Below are 16111 nucleotides of genomic sequence, written 5' to 3'. Positions count from 1 at the left end.
TATGTTGAAAAATATATTGAAACAAATACTAGGTTTTTCGTTGTTACTAATGCTTGTATCTATATTTGCGACTCCAGCTTCTGCGACGACTACTGGAAACAATAGTATCAATACAGCTCACAACATGGGTTATTGGAAATACAGTAGTTCAGACACAACGATTTTACCAGAAGGTGAAGACGAGGCTTTTTATAAGTTCACTGCAAATGCAGGAGAAAAAATTTATGTGAGAAGTTCATACCAAAATGTATATGCTGGTATGAAGATAGAAGTATTAAATAGTAATATAGGGCTTGTTAATGAAGGTACAACAGTTATCGATCCCAACTCACTTACACCATTTATTTTTGCTAAAGTTGATGCTTCTTCTGCGTCTAATACTTTTTATGTAAAAGTCAGTCGGGGAACTTTTACAGGAAACATGTATTTTACTGTGTCTGTTCACGATCGTATTAAATCTAGTAGTAAAGAATTCAATTTTACAGGAACAGCTTCAAATAATGGAAATACTAGTCTTAATTTAAATGGTGTTGATTCCTCTATAATTACTATGGATTTAACTAACAATACTGATATACCTTATAAAGCAATTGTTAAATCAATTGGTACTAATAGTACTCAAACGCCAAGCCAAGGTAACGTAACACATAAGTTGATGTCGAGTCAAACTGGAGTGTGGCACACAGCTCTTGTTTCTAGCGCTACTAATGGTTCCTACAATATTTCTTTACAGGACCAACTCAATGTAGCCCGAATATGGAGCTTCAAATACAATGCAAAAGCTTCAGCCAAATCAACTATGAAAAATGTCCGTGCACATATAAGCTATGAATATGATGTAACAGACCAATTCTAGTTATCTTCTCATAACCATAAATTAGGATAGGGATATATTTACTTCTTGGTGAATATTCTGTTAAAACAGTCATACTAACACTTATCGATACATTAAAATTTGTAATATTATAAAAATTACCCATGATTTTTCTTTTTAGCATAGAAAGAATCATGGGTTTAAATTTCTTTTGAGTGAAAAATAGAAATTAAATTAAGAGCTTAATAAACTTTGGATACAAGCGAAAAATTCTGCCGTTGTTTGTCTAGTCGACAATTACGATACTAGAATTTTCGCTTTTTTCATACCTTGTAAAGTAAAAATTATTTAATATTCAAGTGACGGTGATGAACAAAAAAAGTGCCCCTAACCGTGTGTCAGTAGCCCCAAACTAGGCTTATACTCACAAAAAGTTCGAAATCTATCGAACTAAAAAAGTTGATATAAATACCAAATGAATGGAATTCTATTAAATTTCATGAGGCGAGTCAATTATCTGTCGCAATAAAATTCTCCCACAAAAAAAGAAGCCTCTATAAAAAGAAGCTTCCTCTACATTAATCGCTATTTTTCGGTGGTTCTGGCTTTTCATAACTGAAAACAGCCACAATAATATATAAAAGTACAAATAAAATAATCGAACCTGTCCATGTTACTTCAATTCGGCTAAAGCTCATCACTAATAGACCTTTAAAGAGTGTCGCACAAACAGCCGTTTGAATGGCATAACTTATCACGGCAACCGGTTTAGACCAAGGCAGGTTTAAGCTCGCAACTACAAATAGATTTATGAAATCGACGATGAACATCATTGCGGCAATTAGCAATAAAAACCACCCAAAATAAATACCATTTCTATACCACTGCTCAAAAATCTGTATCGCAGCTAAATCGTATTTAGCAAATACATTATACAAACCATAAAACCCAAATAGCGGAACCGTCACTACTAAAACAAGTGCAATCATTAAAATTGCTATCAAAATCAGAAGCGCTGACCATCCAGATACTCGGATTTTTATTTTTCTATTTTTAAACATAGAATTCCTTCTTCACCTACTCGCGCAACTTACGCGCCTCTCTTTGGCCCATAATCTATACTCTGTATCAATTAGATATCTCTCATTATAAATCAGTACAGCGTACAATGCACCTGAATGATTTTGAAGAGCATTGGTAGATTCTTGTTAAAAAAACTGGAGGCCTGTGAATTCCTTAACTCATGGAGAGGAAAGTTTCATATAAAACTGGGTTAAAACGCTTTCTTAGATGAAGTGATTCTGCTGTGTTGGCTATGTCAGTTCTCATAGCTAAGAAAAGGGTGGAGCTTGTATAATTTAAAAATTAGTAATCATTCACGTATCCTTTTATACATTTGAATAAAATGAGTCGGATCTACGTCGATTTCAAACATAAATACTCCTTGGTTTGTATGCAAATAAAATAATCCACTTCCACCAGAGAAAGGTTTATAGGACATATCATGAACATGCTCTAGTTTGAAAATATTTTTGGCAGTTGAAACTGCATCCGCATATAAATAAATGCGATGGTGAGTGCGATTTGTTGTTTGCTCATACCAACCTACGATGCGTTCGACTATATGATACGTCATGGTGCAGATAGCTTGGTTATTCGATTCATTCATAGCAATACCTCCAATGTTAAGATACCCATAATGGAGAAGAATAAGCATATCGTAACAGTTTTTCTAGATAAAAAGCTGTCTGCACTCTGAAATCGAACGGAGTCACAGACAGCTGTCTATTTTAGTTAAATATAGATTTTCTACTTATGTCGGTATTTAGACTAGAAGTATTCTGTGCTTTTCTTATCTTATGATAATTTCAATCTTATTGCCAGAAGGATCTACAACAGACATAGTGTCATTACTGACATCGAAAGGAATATTCAAACGTTTGAGCTGTACTTTCGCTTCATCAATTTCATCTTGCGTGAAAAAGACTATAAATTTTTTTAAACCTCTTGCGTTGTCTGGGGGTGTTGGGAGGCCAGTGCCAGACCATGTATTCAAAGCGATATGATGATGATAGTTATCCTTCGATAAAAATAAGCTCCCATTATCTTTACTTGTTATGTTAAATCCAAGTCCATCTACATAGAACTGCTCGACCTTTTCAAGCTCAGCAACTTGCAAATGCATATGACCAACTCGCGTATTGTCTGGAAGGCCAGACCAAGGAGGTGTCGCTTCTTGTGCTAAATCATTCAGATCAATTGGATACGTACCGCTTACATAGCTACCATCAGTTGCACGCTTCCACTCATTAGAAGGGTAATCTGCATAAATTTCAATTCCATTACCTTCTGGATCTGCTAGATATAGGGCATCGCTATATTGATGGTTGGCAGCACCTTGCATCGGATACTCGTTGTCAGCTAGATGTAGGAGCGCATTCGCTAAGCTGGATCGATCAGGTAACAGAATGGCAAAATGATAAAGTCCAGTTGTTCCGAGAGGCCTTTCTATGGAATTAGCCTCTTCCTCCAATATGAGCAGAGGAGTAGTTCCATCAGCCGTTAACGTCACTTTGTTCGACTGTTTCGTCAAAATATCAAACCCAATCATTTGCTCGTAAAATTTAACAGAACGTTCGAGATCCGAAACGGTAAGATGTACTGCTCCTATTCGAGGTGGAGAATTTTTTTCGTATGTTTCATAAGTTATACTTTTGTTTTTCGTAAGGACAATAATTGAAATAAGTAAAACGGCCAAAGCGACAGTGACTATAACAATTTGTTTTTTGGTCATTAAGTTTGCTCCTTTTCTTATAACTACACAATGTAGTGTAACAGTATTTTAGATAGATTTCAGCTAAAAATATTACAGATTTGTGAGTTAGATGATTTTCGAAGGACAATTCTTGACGTGGTAATGCCCTAACACTACAATGAGTAATATGAGGTGAGCAAGCCGTGAGAATGCGAAAATTCAAAATGAACGAAAGTGGGTTAAATCGTTTTTTTGGCCCTCTTGAAGCAAAGATCATGGACATATTATGGAATGATGTTGAAATGACTATCAAAGATGTCCAACAAGTACTTGAATATGAAAAGCTGACGAACTTTAACACAGTCATGACGGTCATGAATCGATTGGTTGATAAAGAGATTCTTCAAAAAAGAGCAGAAGGTAGATCGTCTTTGTATAAGCCTGTTCTCTCAAGAGAAGAATTTTTGAATACACAATCAAAAGAAATGACCAACGAGCTAATGGAAGAGTTTGGTAGTGTCATAGTCAGCCATATGCTTGATGCATTAGAAGATGTGGATGATGATCTTGTCGCTAAGCTTGAGGGAAAAATTAAAGAATTGAAAAAGGATATGTAACGTATGCACAAACGTCATTCGTCTATCATGCTTATAGCTTCACTGGTTATTTCGGGAACGATTTTTTTGCAAATGGGTGTGTATTTCATCGCAAAGCTTGCTGGTTGGAACGTTCAATATAATCTCGTTGTTACCTGTCATAGCTGGATGAAAATAATTGGATTATCGTCACTCGACTATATACTTGATGTGCTCGTCATCTATACGTTAATTTTGATATTATGGAAAATAGGGTCTCAATTCTATCATGCTATTCGTATGAAAAAGAGATTTAAGCAATATAAAGAGAACATGCTTACAATTGATATGAATCGTACTTATTGCAAAGGAAAAGATGTATTTATCGTCATCTCGCATCCTACACCAATAGCAATTACAATGGGATTTATACAGCCTAAGATCATCCTGTCAACAGGATTGATGAAGCTATTAACTGAAGATGAATTAACTGCTGTCATTTCACATGAGATGTATCATAAAGAACACCGTGATCCACTTAAAATTTTTTTAATGGCACTTTGTTCATCCACGATGTGGTATATTCCGATATTAGACTGGTGTAATCAGAATTATAAAATCGTGAAGGAATTACTAGCGGATGAATATGCGATTGAAAAACAACAGACATCTGTAAACCTTGGGAGCGCCTTGTTGAAAATGCTGAAAGTTAGCAAACCTGACAAAATGCCGTTTACTTATGCATCATTCGCAGATACTTCTGTCAATTATCGAATTGGCCATATAATAGACCCGTTAAGAGAAATTCATTGGAACCTTCCAGTGAAGATGTTACTCATATCTTTAACAATCTTTAGTTGTATCTGTGCATTATTTATTTACGCCTTGGCGTAAATTTTTTACCCCATTACACTACGTTATGTAGTATGAATTAGGAGTGTTTTTAATTGTCTAAGAAAATATTTTGGTTTATAGGTATAGTTGCGGTTTGTGTCATAGGTATTATTGTATTAACGAATTTTAATGAGAAGTCGGTAGACATCGATTATGAAGGACAACCGTTTTTAGGAGAGGCATCAGCACCAGTTAATATTGTCGAATTCGGCGATTATAAATGTCCAAACTGTAAAACTTTTAATGATCAAATGGTCCCTGTTATTTATAAAGACTTTGTTGAAACAGGGAAGGCTAAGTTTTACTTTATGAATTATTCTTTTATTAATATCGATTCAAATCGATCTGCTCAATTTGCAGAAACGGTCTATAAAGAACTAGGAAATGAGAAGTTTTGGTCATTCCATGAGTTACTGTTTAGTAAACAACCAGAGGATTTATCGTATGAAAAAGTAGATTTATATACAGAGGATTTCTTGGAAAAGGCGTTAGCTGAAGTTGCCACTGAAAAAGAAACGACAAAAGTAGTCAAAGCTTTTAAGGAAAATAAAGGACAAGAAGCTTGGGATAAGGATATGAGTATAGCAAAAAAACTTGGTGTTCAATCAACTCCAAGCATCTATGTTAATGGCAAACGATTCATTGGTGAAACATATGATGATTTTGTGAAAATGGTAGAAAAGGAGATTGCTAATGGCAAGTAAATCGCTTCTCTTTGCATGGGTAACCTCAATTATAGCTATGATGGGAAGTTTGTTTTTTAGCGAACAAATGGGCTTTATCCCGTGTACTCTATGTTGGTATCAGCGTATATTAATGTATCCGCTTGTTTTTTTCTTAGGTATGGCATTTTACCGAAATGATAAAGAGATTTATAAGTATGTACTTCCGATGTCAGTCATAGGGATGTTACTTTCTGGATATCACTATATGTTACAAAAAATACCCTCTATTCAGGAATTCAGTACATGCACAAATGGAGTACCTTGCTCAGGGCAATATATTAACTGGCTAGGATTTATAACGATTCCGTTTTTAGCATTTATTGGTTTTACGCTTATTACAATGTCGATGTTAATATTATGGAAACGTAAATAAATGAAAGACATTCAGAATGCTCGCGTCTTGAATGTCTTTTGTTTTTTTATATATTTTGTTTATTTAAGATCTCTTATATAGATAAGATACTCTTTGAGTGTTAACTTGTATTCCATTTAAAATAAGCATCGCCTGCATGGGCTTTTTTTAAGATCTTTAAGGTTGTCCACCGCATCCTTAATTTTTCCCATAAGATGTTCTTGAGGTACTAGTGGATTCAAAGCAATCATTTCAATTTGATCTCTTTCAGAAATTTTATTGTTATTATTTTCTATCTACTCAAAACATTTGTTTATATTATATGTGTAGTTGATTGGAGCGAAGGTGGCGACTCCTGTGGGAAAAGAGGGACAGTCCAAGACCCTGCAGGAGCGTAGCGACGAAGCGGCTTGGCGCCCGCCCGCGGAAAGCGTCCACCGTAGTGGAAATCAACGGGTCTTAACTATTTATATATATTTTAAAATAAAAAGACCGTAGATAAACTCGAATTTCTTTGAGTTTTTATCTACAGTCTCCGCCCTCTCCAAGTAGAGGTGGGCGTTTTTTGTGATGTATTAAATATAAAAAGTATAATCCTCAGGCAGCACACGTTTTAAAAACTTCTTCGTACGTTCTTCCTTTGGCTTGACGAAAATTTCATGCGGGCTACCTTCCTCAATAACAACACCGCCGTCCATAAAGATGACGCGGTTGGCGACATCCTTAGCAAAGGACATTTCATGTGTGACTACAAGCATTGTCGTTCCTTCATTGGCGATATTTTTCATAACGGTTAGAACTTCACCTACGAGCTCTGGATCTAAAGCAGATGTAGGTTCATCAAAGAGAATAATATTAGGATTTAAAGCGACTGCACGTGCAATACCAACACGCTGTTGCTGACCACCAGACAGTTCACTTGGATAGGCATTATATTTTTCGGAAAGACCAACTTTACTCAAGGCTTTTTTGCCGATTTCAATTGCTTCCTTTTTAGGTACTTTACGTCCAATAACAAGTCCTTCGATAACGTTTTCGAGCACAGTTTTATTGTTGAATAAATTGTAATTTTGAAAGACGAAGGCAATTTTTTGTCGAATAGCATGAATATCCTTTTTCTTTGCATCATGTAAATCGACATCAATTTCACCAAAAGTAGCATGCCCTTGATCGGCTTTTTCTAAAAAATTAAGGCAACGTAGCAATGTTGTTTTACCCGATCCACTAGGGCCTAAAATAACGACCACATCGCCTTTATCAATGGATAAGTCGACCCCTTTTAATATTTCATTGTTACCAAATGATTTATGAACATTTTTAATATTTAACATATCAACACACCCCAATATTAAGCATTTGCTAATTTATATTTGCGTAAATGTTTTTCATATAATTTAAAACCATATTCGACAACACTACATAAGATTAAATACACGATGAAAATATCTAAGTATGCTTCAACATAGTTGTAACCAACATTCGCAGCGACCTTTGCCTTTAACGTAATTTCCTGTAAAGACATCGCATAACCAAGGGAAGTCGCTTTGATCAAGTTTATAGTTGCTGTACAAATATTCGGCAGTGCTACCACTAGTGCTTGTGGAATGATGATTCGTCGGTATGCTTGGAAGGTCGTTAAGCCAACTGAATGCGCAGCCTCTAGCTGTCCTTTGCTGACAGTGCTGAGTGCAGATCGGAAAACCTCGATCAATACTGCAGTTGTGCTAAATGAAAAAACGATAAATGCGTACCAAATGGGATGGATATTATAGACATCCACATTGATATGATATTTTTTAAAAAGAGCTGTTAAAAGTAATGGAACGCTACTATAGACAATGAAAATTTGAATAATAATAGGTGTACCCCGTACAAAGGATACATACAATTGCGTTAAACGTTGTATAAAAGGTACCCGGTAAATACGTGTTAAAGCGAGTGAAAACGCTAGTGGTATAGCAATGAGTAAAGAAACAATGGTCACCAGTAGCGCAACAGGTACGCCAGACAATGCAACGAAAAATGTATCAATTAAAAATTTATAATTCAATCCTTCAGACATTTGCGTACCTCCTTACGTTGATTCCAACGTTTTTTTACCTTTACTAAAGAATTTTTCGAGTATAGAGAAGACTTTCTCTATGATTAATGACAGTATCCAATAAATGATTGCTAGAGCGATAAAAATTTCTAAAGCATGTGCATTAATATTGCTAGCAATAATTAAATTAGCTTTCCCTACAACATCAATAAGTCCAATTGTATAAGCGAGTGCACCTTCTTGGAGCAAGGCAATCATGCTGTTACCTAAGTTTGGCAATGCCACAACTAAGGCTTGAGGGAAGATGATTCGGCGGTAAGCTTGAAATGGCGTTAAGCCAATACTTACAGCAGCTTCATATTGCCCCTTATCGATTGCGCCATAAGAAGAACGAATTACTTCAGACATAATGGCAGCAAACTGTAGTGTGAAAGTAACGACAACGAAAATAGCCGTATCGATATCATGTAAATTGATACCGAAATTTTCAGCGACTGCTGGCACACCATAGTAAACGAGGAATAGTAGCACAATTGAAGGGGTACAACGCATAATTGTTGTGTAGCCATTCGCAAGTGTTCGAGCAATTTTGCTATTGCTAAGCTTGGCTATCGCAAGGAATAAACCGAAAAAGGAACCTAGTAAAATGGACAGACCTGCTATCATAAAAGTCACCTTTAGAAAGGGGAGTAAGATAGGGAGTGTTTGCCAAATGTAAGAGACATCAAAATATTTTTCCATATGCTCACCATTTTCATTTTGTATTGGAAAGGCTGTTGAGTTTGTTCACTCAACAGCCTATGGATGGTACTTATACAAGAAGCAATTAACGTTTCACTTTCTCAAGTACTTCAAATAAATCGCGGTCGTAGAATTTTTTACTTAGCTCATTTGTTTTTTGTTCTTCTTTAATTTGTTTTACCGCTTTGTCATAAGCATCTGCAAATGGCTGTTCTTTTTTGTTAAATAATGGCCATGTTTTTATAACCGCAAATTCGTTGTATACAACGTCGTCGATAAGCTTGTTATAAGCGCCATCTTTTGCTGTTACTTGTTGTTTAAACATACCTTCAATCATTACACCACCATCTACACGGCCTTCATTGACCCATTGAACAATATCTATAGTGAAAGCATCGCCAGCTTTTAGTTTGACTTTGTTGTTTGGGTTTTCCTTGTTGTATTCATCAATAACAGTATATTGTGCATTATTTGCGGCAATTGGTGCTAAAGAAAAGTCTGCAGATGCGAAGTCTTTTAAGGTTTTAATATTTGCATCCTCTTTACGTAGTACTAAACCGGCACTACTTAAGCCAACGAATTCTTTAGGGAAGATAAACTTTTCTGTACGCTCTTTTGTGAAAAAGGCATTTTTGACACCGACTTGGTATTTTCCTTGTTCGACACCAATTAGTAAGTCATCACTTGTTGTGGGAACATATTCAAATTTATAGTCAGGTAATAATTCATCAACTAGCTTCATTACTTCTACATCGTAACCAGTAGGATTGCCTTGATCATCTGTATAAGTAATAGGTTTACTTGCTTGGTCATAGGCTACTTTAATTGTACGAACTTTTGAAGAATCTCCATCTTTTGAGGAATCGGATGCTTCATCTGCACCGCAACCCGCTAAAACTGCAATAGTAGTTAGACCGACTGCTGCGATTTGTAATAATTTTTTACTGAACATACTTCAAAACCCCTTTTCTCTTTTTGTTTTCTTCGCTTATCTTAATGAAGGATCGCCTCTTATTGTTTCTGCTCTTCAATAGCTGTTAGTGCCAATTTAGTAATAGTCATATCATCCATTGGTGGATTGTGAAGACCCGCGCGTACATTGCGATAATAGCGTTGCAATGGATTTGTATTTTGTAAGCTTTTCGCACCTACAACACGCATCGCTTTGTCGACGATATCAATGGCTGTATTTGTCACGGTATGTTTGGCAACGGCAATTTCATTTGTTAAAGTTTCTCTACGTTGTGGATCGTCGTAAGCTTCTGCAGTACCATACAATACAAATCTTGCTTGTTGTAACTTCAATTCAATTTCGCCTAATAGCTGTTGAACGTTTGGTAATGAGCTAATCGGTGCATTCAAGCTATTTGGTTGATGGTGATTTGCGAATTGTATCGCATAATCACGCGCAGCTTGTGCAATACCTAAATAAGTTGCAGGGATGTGTAATAACCAGCCGTTCATCTTACCACCACTTGGATGATTCGGTAATTCGACTAAATCAGTTTCCTTCACTTCGACATTTTGCAAAATTAAATCATGACTTCCAGTGCCACGCATCGACATAACATCCCAATTTTCTTCAATTGATAATCCTGTCGCACTTTTGTGAATTAAGAAAAAGCCGGTCTGTTGTTTTTCTTCAATCCATGCAGATGTTAAAAAATAATCTAGAACAGGTGAAGCAGTTGTAAAAATTTTATGTCCATTTAATATCCAACCTTTTTCTGAACGAACCGCATTTGTGCCAGGACGGCCACCGCGAGTGGGGCTACCAGTTCGTGCTTCACTAACGGAACGATTCACAATGACACCTTTGCGTACTTCGCTTGCAAAGAAATCCAGTAAGGCATCTGTCCATAATTTTTTCTCATATAATTCGCCGACAACACCTAATGTCCAACCAATTGAAAGCGCAGTGTTTTCATCGTAGCTTGCAAGTGTTTCTTGCAATAGCACCATATCGTAAACCGAAAAACCTTCACCGCCATAGGCTTTTGGCAAGGTAACAGTTGGATAACCAATATCGCCAAGAAGACGGAAGCTATCTTTTGGGAAAGTAGACAATGCATCTACAGTTGCAGCTTCACTGGCAATGTTGTACCGTAATGAAGCTAATTTTTCTAACCATTGACGCTGTTGCTCATTTCGAATAAATATATTTTTCAAGATAAATCCTCCTTTGTTTCTTACGCATACAATTCTTATTGAATTACTATGTATTAAAAGTATAAAAAATCTCCCATTCGTTATACTGAGGGAGCTTAAATGTTGTATGTGCACCCTTATCTGTCAAAAAGTTTTTCTGGAAGTAGCATCATCCTGCAAAGCAGGGCTGCTGGAGCTTCATCAGACCAGTTCCAAAGCTTCTCTAGATAAGTAGTATTCTATTGTTTCAATTAGCTTACTTTTTCTAAAAGCGAAAGTCAATACAAAAAAACAAAGTAATTTTGTAGGGATTAAAAAGTGCATGGATTTGAGTCATTACTTCAGTAACAACTGCTGCTTAAAAATCCAAAAAAACATAGCCGCCAAGAAGTAAAAAGGCAATGAATATGTGATGAAATAAAAAATATTAACCTAGTCATTCACATACTTGAGAAACAGATTTTTTTGTAAAAATCCAAAATAAATTGGCTTAAAAAGTATAAAATTATCCTTTTTAATACAATAAATATTACTTTTACTTTATAATAAAAGGGAATGCCACCAAAAAGTATATATAAAACCAATTTATTTGAGGTGAAAAAAATTAGCATTTACCTTTGTAAAGGTAGTAATTCGCGTTAAAACCATCTCAATCACCTTAAGTCGCACGCGTTGAGCGGGCCTTGAAATTCAACTAGATTCAATCCACTATGAACGACCATCATCTACGATTAAACAAAAAATCTTATAAATAACCAATCCAATTCAGTTTTATGATCTTTTAGATCAACTAATATGAGGAGGCACACCAATGAACGAATCCCTACAAAAAATGTTAGAAGTCTTACATTTAGCTGAAAAACTTAAGATGGAAATGCGCCATAGTTGGCTATCCAACGGTCGCAGAGAAAGTGTCGCAGAACATACATGGCGCGTTTCGCTTATGGGTATGATGATTGAACCATATCTCACAGAGAAAATTGACTCAGCACGTATGCTCAAAATGATTATCATACATGACTTAGTGGAGGCGGAAGCAACTGACATCCCAGCTTTCGACACCATGAATGATGCAGAGCTTAAAAAGCAAAAAGTCATCAATGAAACAAAAGCGATAGAAAATCTACGTAATATGCTGCCAGCTCCTTTAGGAGAAGAAACTTATGAATTATGGATGGAATTTGAGAACAAAGCAACATTTGAAGCTAAAGTTGCCAATGCACTCGATAAGTTGGAAGCACAAATTCAACATAACGAAGCTGATATTTCTACATGGCTAGAAATTGAACATAAAATGACCTTCATGATGTCCAAGCATACTGACTTTAATCCAGTATTAACTGAATTCAAGGACCTAATTGAAGCAGAAGGCTCTGCAAAATTAAAAGAAGCAGGGATTGATATGACAAAGAAATAAATTAGTAGTTTACTATATTGATATACAAAACCTACTTATCAAAGAACTTTTTAGTAGCAATTACCACAGTCTTTCTAAGCAATTTTTCTGCTTGGGGAATAATTTTTCAAAAAGAGGGTATATGAACTAAGGATCTAAAAATATAAGGGGGAAATGCTTATGCTAAAAATTGAACAGCTATCAAAAGTTTATAAAGGCGGGAAAAAAGCCGTCGACGATATGAATCTCGAAATTGAACGTGGGGAATTTGTCGCCTTTATCGGTACGAGTGGGAGTGGGAAAACGACCGCTATGCGTATGATTAATCGCATGATTGAACCGACAAGTGGCACTATTTATTTGGATGGGGAAGATTTAGCAAAAAAGAATCCTGTAGCTCTGCGCAGGAGTATTGGCTATGTTATTCAACAAATCGGTCTCATGCCACATATGACCATTCGCGAAAATATTACACTCGTTCCTAAATTACTAAAATGGACAAAAGAAAAGAAAGATCAAACAGCAGAACGCCTCATTGAACTCGTTAATTTACCTCAAAACTATCTCGATTTATATCCCTTGCAATTATCTGGTGGACAGCAACAGCGCATCGGTGTGCTCCGGGCATTAGCCGCAAACCAAGACATTATCTTAATGGACGAACCATTCGGAGCTTTAGACCCTATTACACGTGACACGTTACAAGATTTGATGAAAGATTTACAGCAACGTCTTGGGAAAACGGTTATTTTCGTCACACATGATATGGATGAAGCGATTAAGTTGGCAGACCGCATTTGTATAATGCATAACGGCCAAGTTATCCAATTTGATACACCTGACAATATCCTTTCCAATCCAGCTAACGAATTCGTCCGTGAATTCATCGGATCACATCGCTTAATTCAAGAAAAGCCGAGTGCAAAAATTGTTGACGATGTAATGATCAAACCAATTACTATTACTTCAGAAAAAAGCATTAATGATGCCATCCGACTGATGGTAAAAAAACGTGTCGATACGTTATTTGTTGTCGATGGACAAAACCATTTGAGAGGCTATATTGACGTAGAAAGTTTGACTGCAGCACGCCATACAACAACGAGCATTTCGGAGGCCATGGAAAAAGACGTTTTTTATGTGCAAAATGGTACAAAACTGCAGGACTCAGTACGCCGTATTTTAAAACGCAACTTAAAAAATATTCCGGTTGTTGATGAAGAGAAACGACTAGTCGGACTTGTTACACGCGCCAATATTGTGGACATGGTATATGACACCATTTGGGGCGATGAGGATACTGAAAATGATGGAAACTCTAATAATCAAGAGCAACAAACAGGAGCAGATGAGCAGCAGAACTAAATAGAAAATTATATAGAAAGGACGTGAATAGATGATTGATTTTGTGACACAAAACAGTGGAGCTATCGTGCAAAAAACATGGGAACATTTATATATATCTGCCATCGCCTTAATATTAGGTATTATTGTTGCAGTTCCTTTAGGTATTGTGTTATCTAAACTGAAGAAAACCGCTAAAATCGTCTTAGGTATTACGAGTATTTTGCAAACACTGCCTTCTTTAGCTATTTTAGCAATTATGATTCCTTTCCTGGGCGTAGGGAAAGTACCTGCAGTTATTGCTCTATTTATCTACACACTATTACCTATTTTAAATAATACGTATATTGGTATGAACTCCGTCAATCAAGATCTCAAGGCAGCAGGTATTAGTATGGGGATGACAAAAATTCAATCCATAGGGATGGTGGAGCTCCCGCTAGCAATCCCTGTTATTATGTCGGGTATTCGCTTATCTGCAGTTTACGCTATTTCATGGGCAACTTTAGCATCGTACATAGGAGCAGGTGGCTTAGGCGATTTTATCTTTAATGGATTAAACCTTTACCAACCAGAATTTATTATTGGTGGTGCTGTATTAGTAACTGTATTGGCCTTAATTACCGACTTTATATTATCTAAAGTAGAAAAGTGGGCTACACCAAAGGGTCTAAAAGTTGAACGGTAGGAGGAGGACATGCTTATGAAACGTAAACGACTAATAATGATTATCCTGATTATGGCGCTGTTATGTTTATCCGCTTGTTCGCTGACGGATTCAGGTGATGACAACGCAGTGAAAATTGCTTCTGTCACAACTTCAGAAAGTAAAATCATGGCGAATATGTTGAAGCTAATGATTGAACATGATACAGATGAAAAGGTTGAGATGATCAACAATCTTGGCTCAAGTGTCGTCCTGCATCAAGCGATGATTAACGGTGACGCTAATATTTCGTCAACGCGTTATACAGGGACCGATCTTACGGGCGCTTTAAAAGAAGAACCCATAAAAGATCCTAAAAAAGCGATGGACATTGTACAAAAAGCATTCCAAGAGCGTTACAATCAAACGTTCTTTGACTCATATGGTTTTGCGAATACATATGCTTTCATGGTCACACGTGAGATGGCCGAAAAGCATAATTTGAAAAAAGTGAGTGACTTAAAAGCTATAGCAAAAGACTTACAAGCAGGTGTCGATAACTCATGGATCAACCGTGTAGGCGATGGTTATAAAGATTTTGTGGAAACGTATGGCTTTGATTTTAAAGACGTTTATCCAATGCAAATTGGACTTGTTTATGATGCAGTAGAAGCTGGCAAAATGGATGTTATTCTCGGTTATACAACAGACGGTCGGATTGCAAGTTATGATCTTGTAGTACTAGAGGATGACCGACAATTCTTTCCACCTTATGATGCCAGTACGCTTGCTGTAAACGAATTATTAGAAGCAAAACCAGAAGTAAAAGTCGCAATCGAAAAATTAATCGGCAAAATCTCCACAGAGCAAATGCAAAAGCTTAACTACGAAGCAGACAACAATTTAGTAGAACCTGCCATCGTAGCCGAAAAATTTCTAGAAGAACATAATTATTTTGAAGCTGAAGAAGGAGAGGAAAAGAATGAGTGATTTAAATACATTTGAACAATTTTTTTACTACTTCTCTGAAAATGGCTCCTATGTATTTGAGCAATTTATCACACATTTCCTAATCTCCATTTATGGTGTTTTACTGGCAGCCATTGTCGGTATTCCACTAGGCATACTGATTTCAAAATACAGTAAGTTAGCAGGCTTCATCATTACGATAGCAAATATTATTCAGACGATTCCTGCATTGGCCTTACTGGCAATCCTTATGCTCGGCATGGGACTAGGTAAATCAACAGTGATTATGACCGTTTTCCTATATTCATTACTACCGATTATTAAAAATACTTACACAGGTATTAATAATATTAATAAGGATCTCATCGATTCCGGTAAAGGAATGGGTATGACGCGCTTACAAGTACTTTATATGATTGAGCTACCATTATCACTATCCGTTATTATTGCGGGTATTCGTATCGCTCTTGTCGTTGCGATCGGAATTACAGCAATTGGCGCCTTTATCGGAGCAGGTGGTCTCGGTGATATTATCATCCGTGGTACAAACGCCACGGACGGTACAGCCATCATCCTTGCAGGTGCAATCCCAACAGCTTTTATGGCAATTATTACAGACGTTCTACTTAGCTTTATTGAGCGTAAATTGGATCCAGTAAAACGCCATAAAAAAGCAACAACACCAACAGTACAAAGTTTGACTGAGTAAAA

At 36.4% G+C, this 16111-nt stretch carries 18 protein-coding genes and 1 riboswitch; of the genes, 10 read left to right on the top strand and 8 right to left on the bottom strand.

The window, feature by feature from the left end; genetic code table 11:
- Position 1: 1 nt before the first annotated feature.
- Positions 2-856, top strand: coding sequence for a hypothetical protein (locus JFL43_RS13710; protein WP_200749463.1), 855 nt, complete (start codon positions 2-4; stop codon positions 854-856).
- Between the two features lie 536 nt (positions 857-1392).
- Here the strand turns inward: JFL43_RS13710 and JFL43_RS13705 are convergent.
- The 3 genes from JFL43_RS13705 to JFL43_RS13695 form a co-directional block, all read right to left on the bottom strand.
- A complete protein-coding gene (locus tag JFL43_RS13705; protein WP_100795119.1) occupies positions 1393-1875 on the bottom strand; it encodes a SepA family multidrug efflux transporter in 483 nt (160 codons plus the stop codon).
- 311 nt (positions 1876-2186) lie between these two features.
- Positions 2187-2483: a hypothetical protein gene (locus tag JFL43_RS13700; protein WP_200749462.1), complete on the bottom strand. Its 297-nt coding sequence runs from the start codon at positions 2481-2483 to the stop codon at positions 2187-2189.
- A gap of 183 nt (positions 2484-2666) precedes the next feature.
- Complete coding sequence (locus tag JFL43_RS13695) at positions 2667-3608, bottom strand: VOC family protein (protein ID WP_200749461.1); 942 nt, start codon at positions 3606-3608, stop codon at positions 2667-2669.
- Positions 3609-3772: 164 nt separating this feature from the next.
- Here JFL43_RS13695 and JFL43_RS13690 point away from each other — a divergent pair, with 164 nt between their 5' ends.
- From JFL43_RS13690 to JFL43_RS13675, 4 genes are read left to right on the top strand one after another with little or no spacing between them, the layout of a single operon-like run.
- Entirely contained in the window at positions 3773-4186 is a 414-nt protein-coding gene (locus JFL43_RS13690) for a BlaI/MecI/CopY family transcriptional regulator (RefSeq protein WP_100795116.1), read from the top strand.
- A gap of 3 nt (positions 4187-4189) precedes the next feature.
- The gene (locus JFL43_RS13685) at positions 4190-5038 is read left to right on the top strand and encodes a M56 family metallopeptidase (RefSeq protein ID WP_100795115.1); all 849 of its coding nucleotides are present in this window, start codon (positions 4190-4192) and stop codon (positions 5036-5038) included.
- Positions 5039-5091: 53 nt separating this feature from the next.
- On the top strand, positions 5092-5742 hold the full coding sequence (locus JFL43_RS13680) for a DsbA family protein (protein ID WP_200749460.1): 651 nt from the start codon (positions 5092-5094) through the stop codon (positions 5740-5742).
- Positions 5732-6136, top strand: coding sequence for a disulfide oxidoreductase (locus tag JFL43_RS13675; protein ID WP_100795113.1), 405 nt, complete (start codon positions 5732-5734; stop codon positions 6134-6136). Before JFL43_RS13680 ends, JFL43_RS13675 begins: the two co-directional genes overlap by 11 nt.
- 554 nt (positions 6137-6690) lie before the next feature.
- On the opposite strand, the gene JFL43_RS13670 is transcribed toward JFL43_RS13675, so the two are convergent.
- The 5 genes from JFL43_RS13670 to JFL43_RS13650 form a co-directional block, all read right to left on the bottom strand.
- The gene (locus JFL43_RS13670; protein WP_200749459.1) at positions 6691-7446 is read right to left on the bottom strand and encodes an amino acid ABC transporter ATP-binding protein; all 756 of its coding nucleotides are present in this window, start codon (positions 7444-7446) and stop codon (positions 6691-6693) included.
- 17 nt (positions 7447-7463) lie between these two features.
- Positions 7464-8177: an amino acid ABC transporter permease gene (locus JFL43_RS13665; RefSeq protein WP_234447785.1), complete on the bottom strand. Its 714-nt coding sequence runs from the start codon at positions 8175-8177 to the stop codon at positions 7464-7466.
- A 12-nt stretch (positions 8178-8189) separates the two neighbouring features.
- Positions 8190-8897 (bottom strand): amino acid ABC transporter permease, encoded by a 708-nt coding sequence (locus tag JFL43_RS13660; protein WP_200749458.1) that lies wholly within the window; start codon positions 8895-8897, stop codon positions 8190-8192.
- Positions 8898-8982: 85 nt separating this feature from the next.
- Entirely contained in the window at positions 8983-9849 is an 867-nt protein-coding gene (locus tag JFL43_RS13655; protein WP_100795110.1) for a transporter substrate-binding domain-containing protein, read from the bottom strand.
- 59 nt (positions 9850-9908) lie between these two features.
- On the bottom strand, positions 9909-11066 hold the full coding sequence (locus tag JFL43_RS13650; protein ID WP_200749457.1) for an acyl-CoA dehydrogenase family protein: 1158 nt from the start codon (positions 11064-11066) through the stop codon (positions 9909-9911).
- A 113-nt stretch (positions 11067-11179) separates the two neighbouring features.
- A riboswitch (SAM riboswitch) is annotated at positions 11180-11279 on the bottom strand.
- A gap of 577 nt (positions 11280-11856) precedes the next feature.
- Between JFL43_RS13650 and JFL43_RS13645 the strand changes: the two genes are divergently transcribed.
- From JFL43_RS13645 to JFL43_RS13625, 5 genes are all read left to right on the top strand, one after another.
- Positions 11857-12462 (top strand): HD domain-containing protein, encoded by a 606-nt coding sequence (locus tag JFL43_RS13645; RefSeq protein WP_234447783.1) that lies wholly within the window; start codon positions 11857-11859, stop codon positions 12460-12462.
- 159 nt (positions 12463-12621) lie between these two features.
- The gene (locus tag JFL43_RS13640; protein ID WP_100795107.1) at positions 12622-13806 is read left to right on the top strand and encodes a betaine/proline/choline family ABC transporter ATP-binding protein; all 1185 of its coding nucleotides are present in this window, start codon (positions 12622-12624) and stop codon (positions 13804-13806) included.
- A 31-nt stretch (positions 13807-13837) separates the two neighbouring features.
- On the top strand, positions 13838-14473 hold the full coding sequence (locus JFL43_RS13635; protein WP_100795106.1) for an ABC transporter permease: 636 nt from the start codon (positions 13838-13840) through the stop codon (positions 14471-14473).
- A gap of 15 nt (positions 14474-14488) precedes the next feature.
- Positions 14489-15421 (top strand): osmoprotectant ABC transporter substrate-binding protein, encoded by a 933-nt coding sequence (locus JFL43_RS13630; RefSeq protein ID WP_200749456.1) that lies wholly within the window; start codon positions 14489-14491, stop codon positions 15419-15421.
- A complete protein-coding gene (locus JFL43_RS13625; protein WP_100795104.1) occupies positions 15414-16109 on the top strand; it encodes an ABC transporter permease in 696 nt (231 codons plus the stop codon). Before JFL43_RS13630 ends, JFL43_RS13625 begins: the two co-directional genes overlap by 8 nt.
- Positions 16110-16111 lie beyond the last annotated feature (2 nt).

Origin of the sequence: Viridibacillus soli, assembly GCF_016612995.1 — a bacterium.
In the GTDB taxonomy this organism is placed as follows: domain Bacteria; phylum Bacillota; class Bacilli; order Bacillales_A; family Planococcaceae; genus Viridibacillus; species Viridibacillus soli.
The sequence above is the reverse complement of the archived record's forward strand: the minus strand, read 5'-3'. Positions and strand labels throughout refer to the sequence as shown.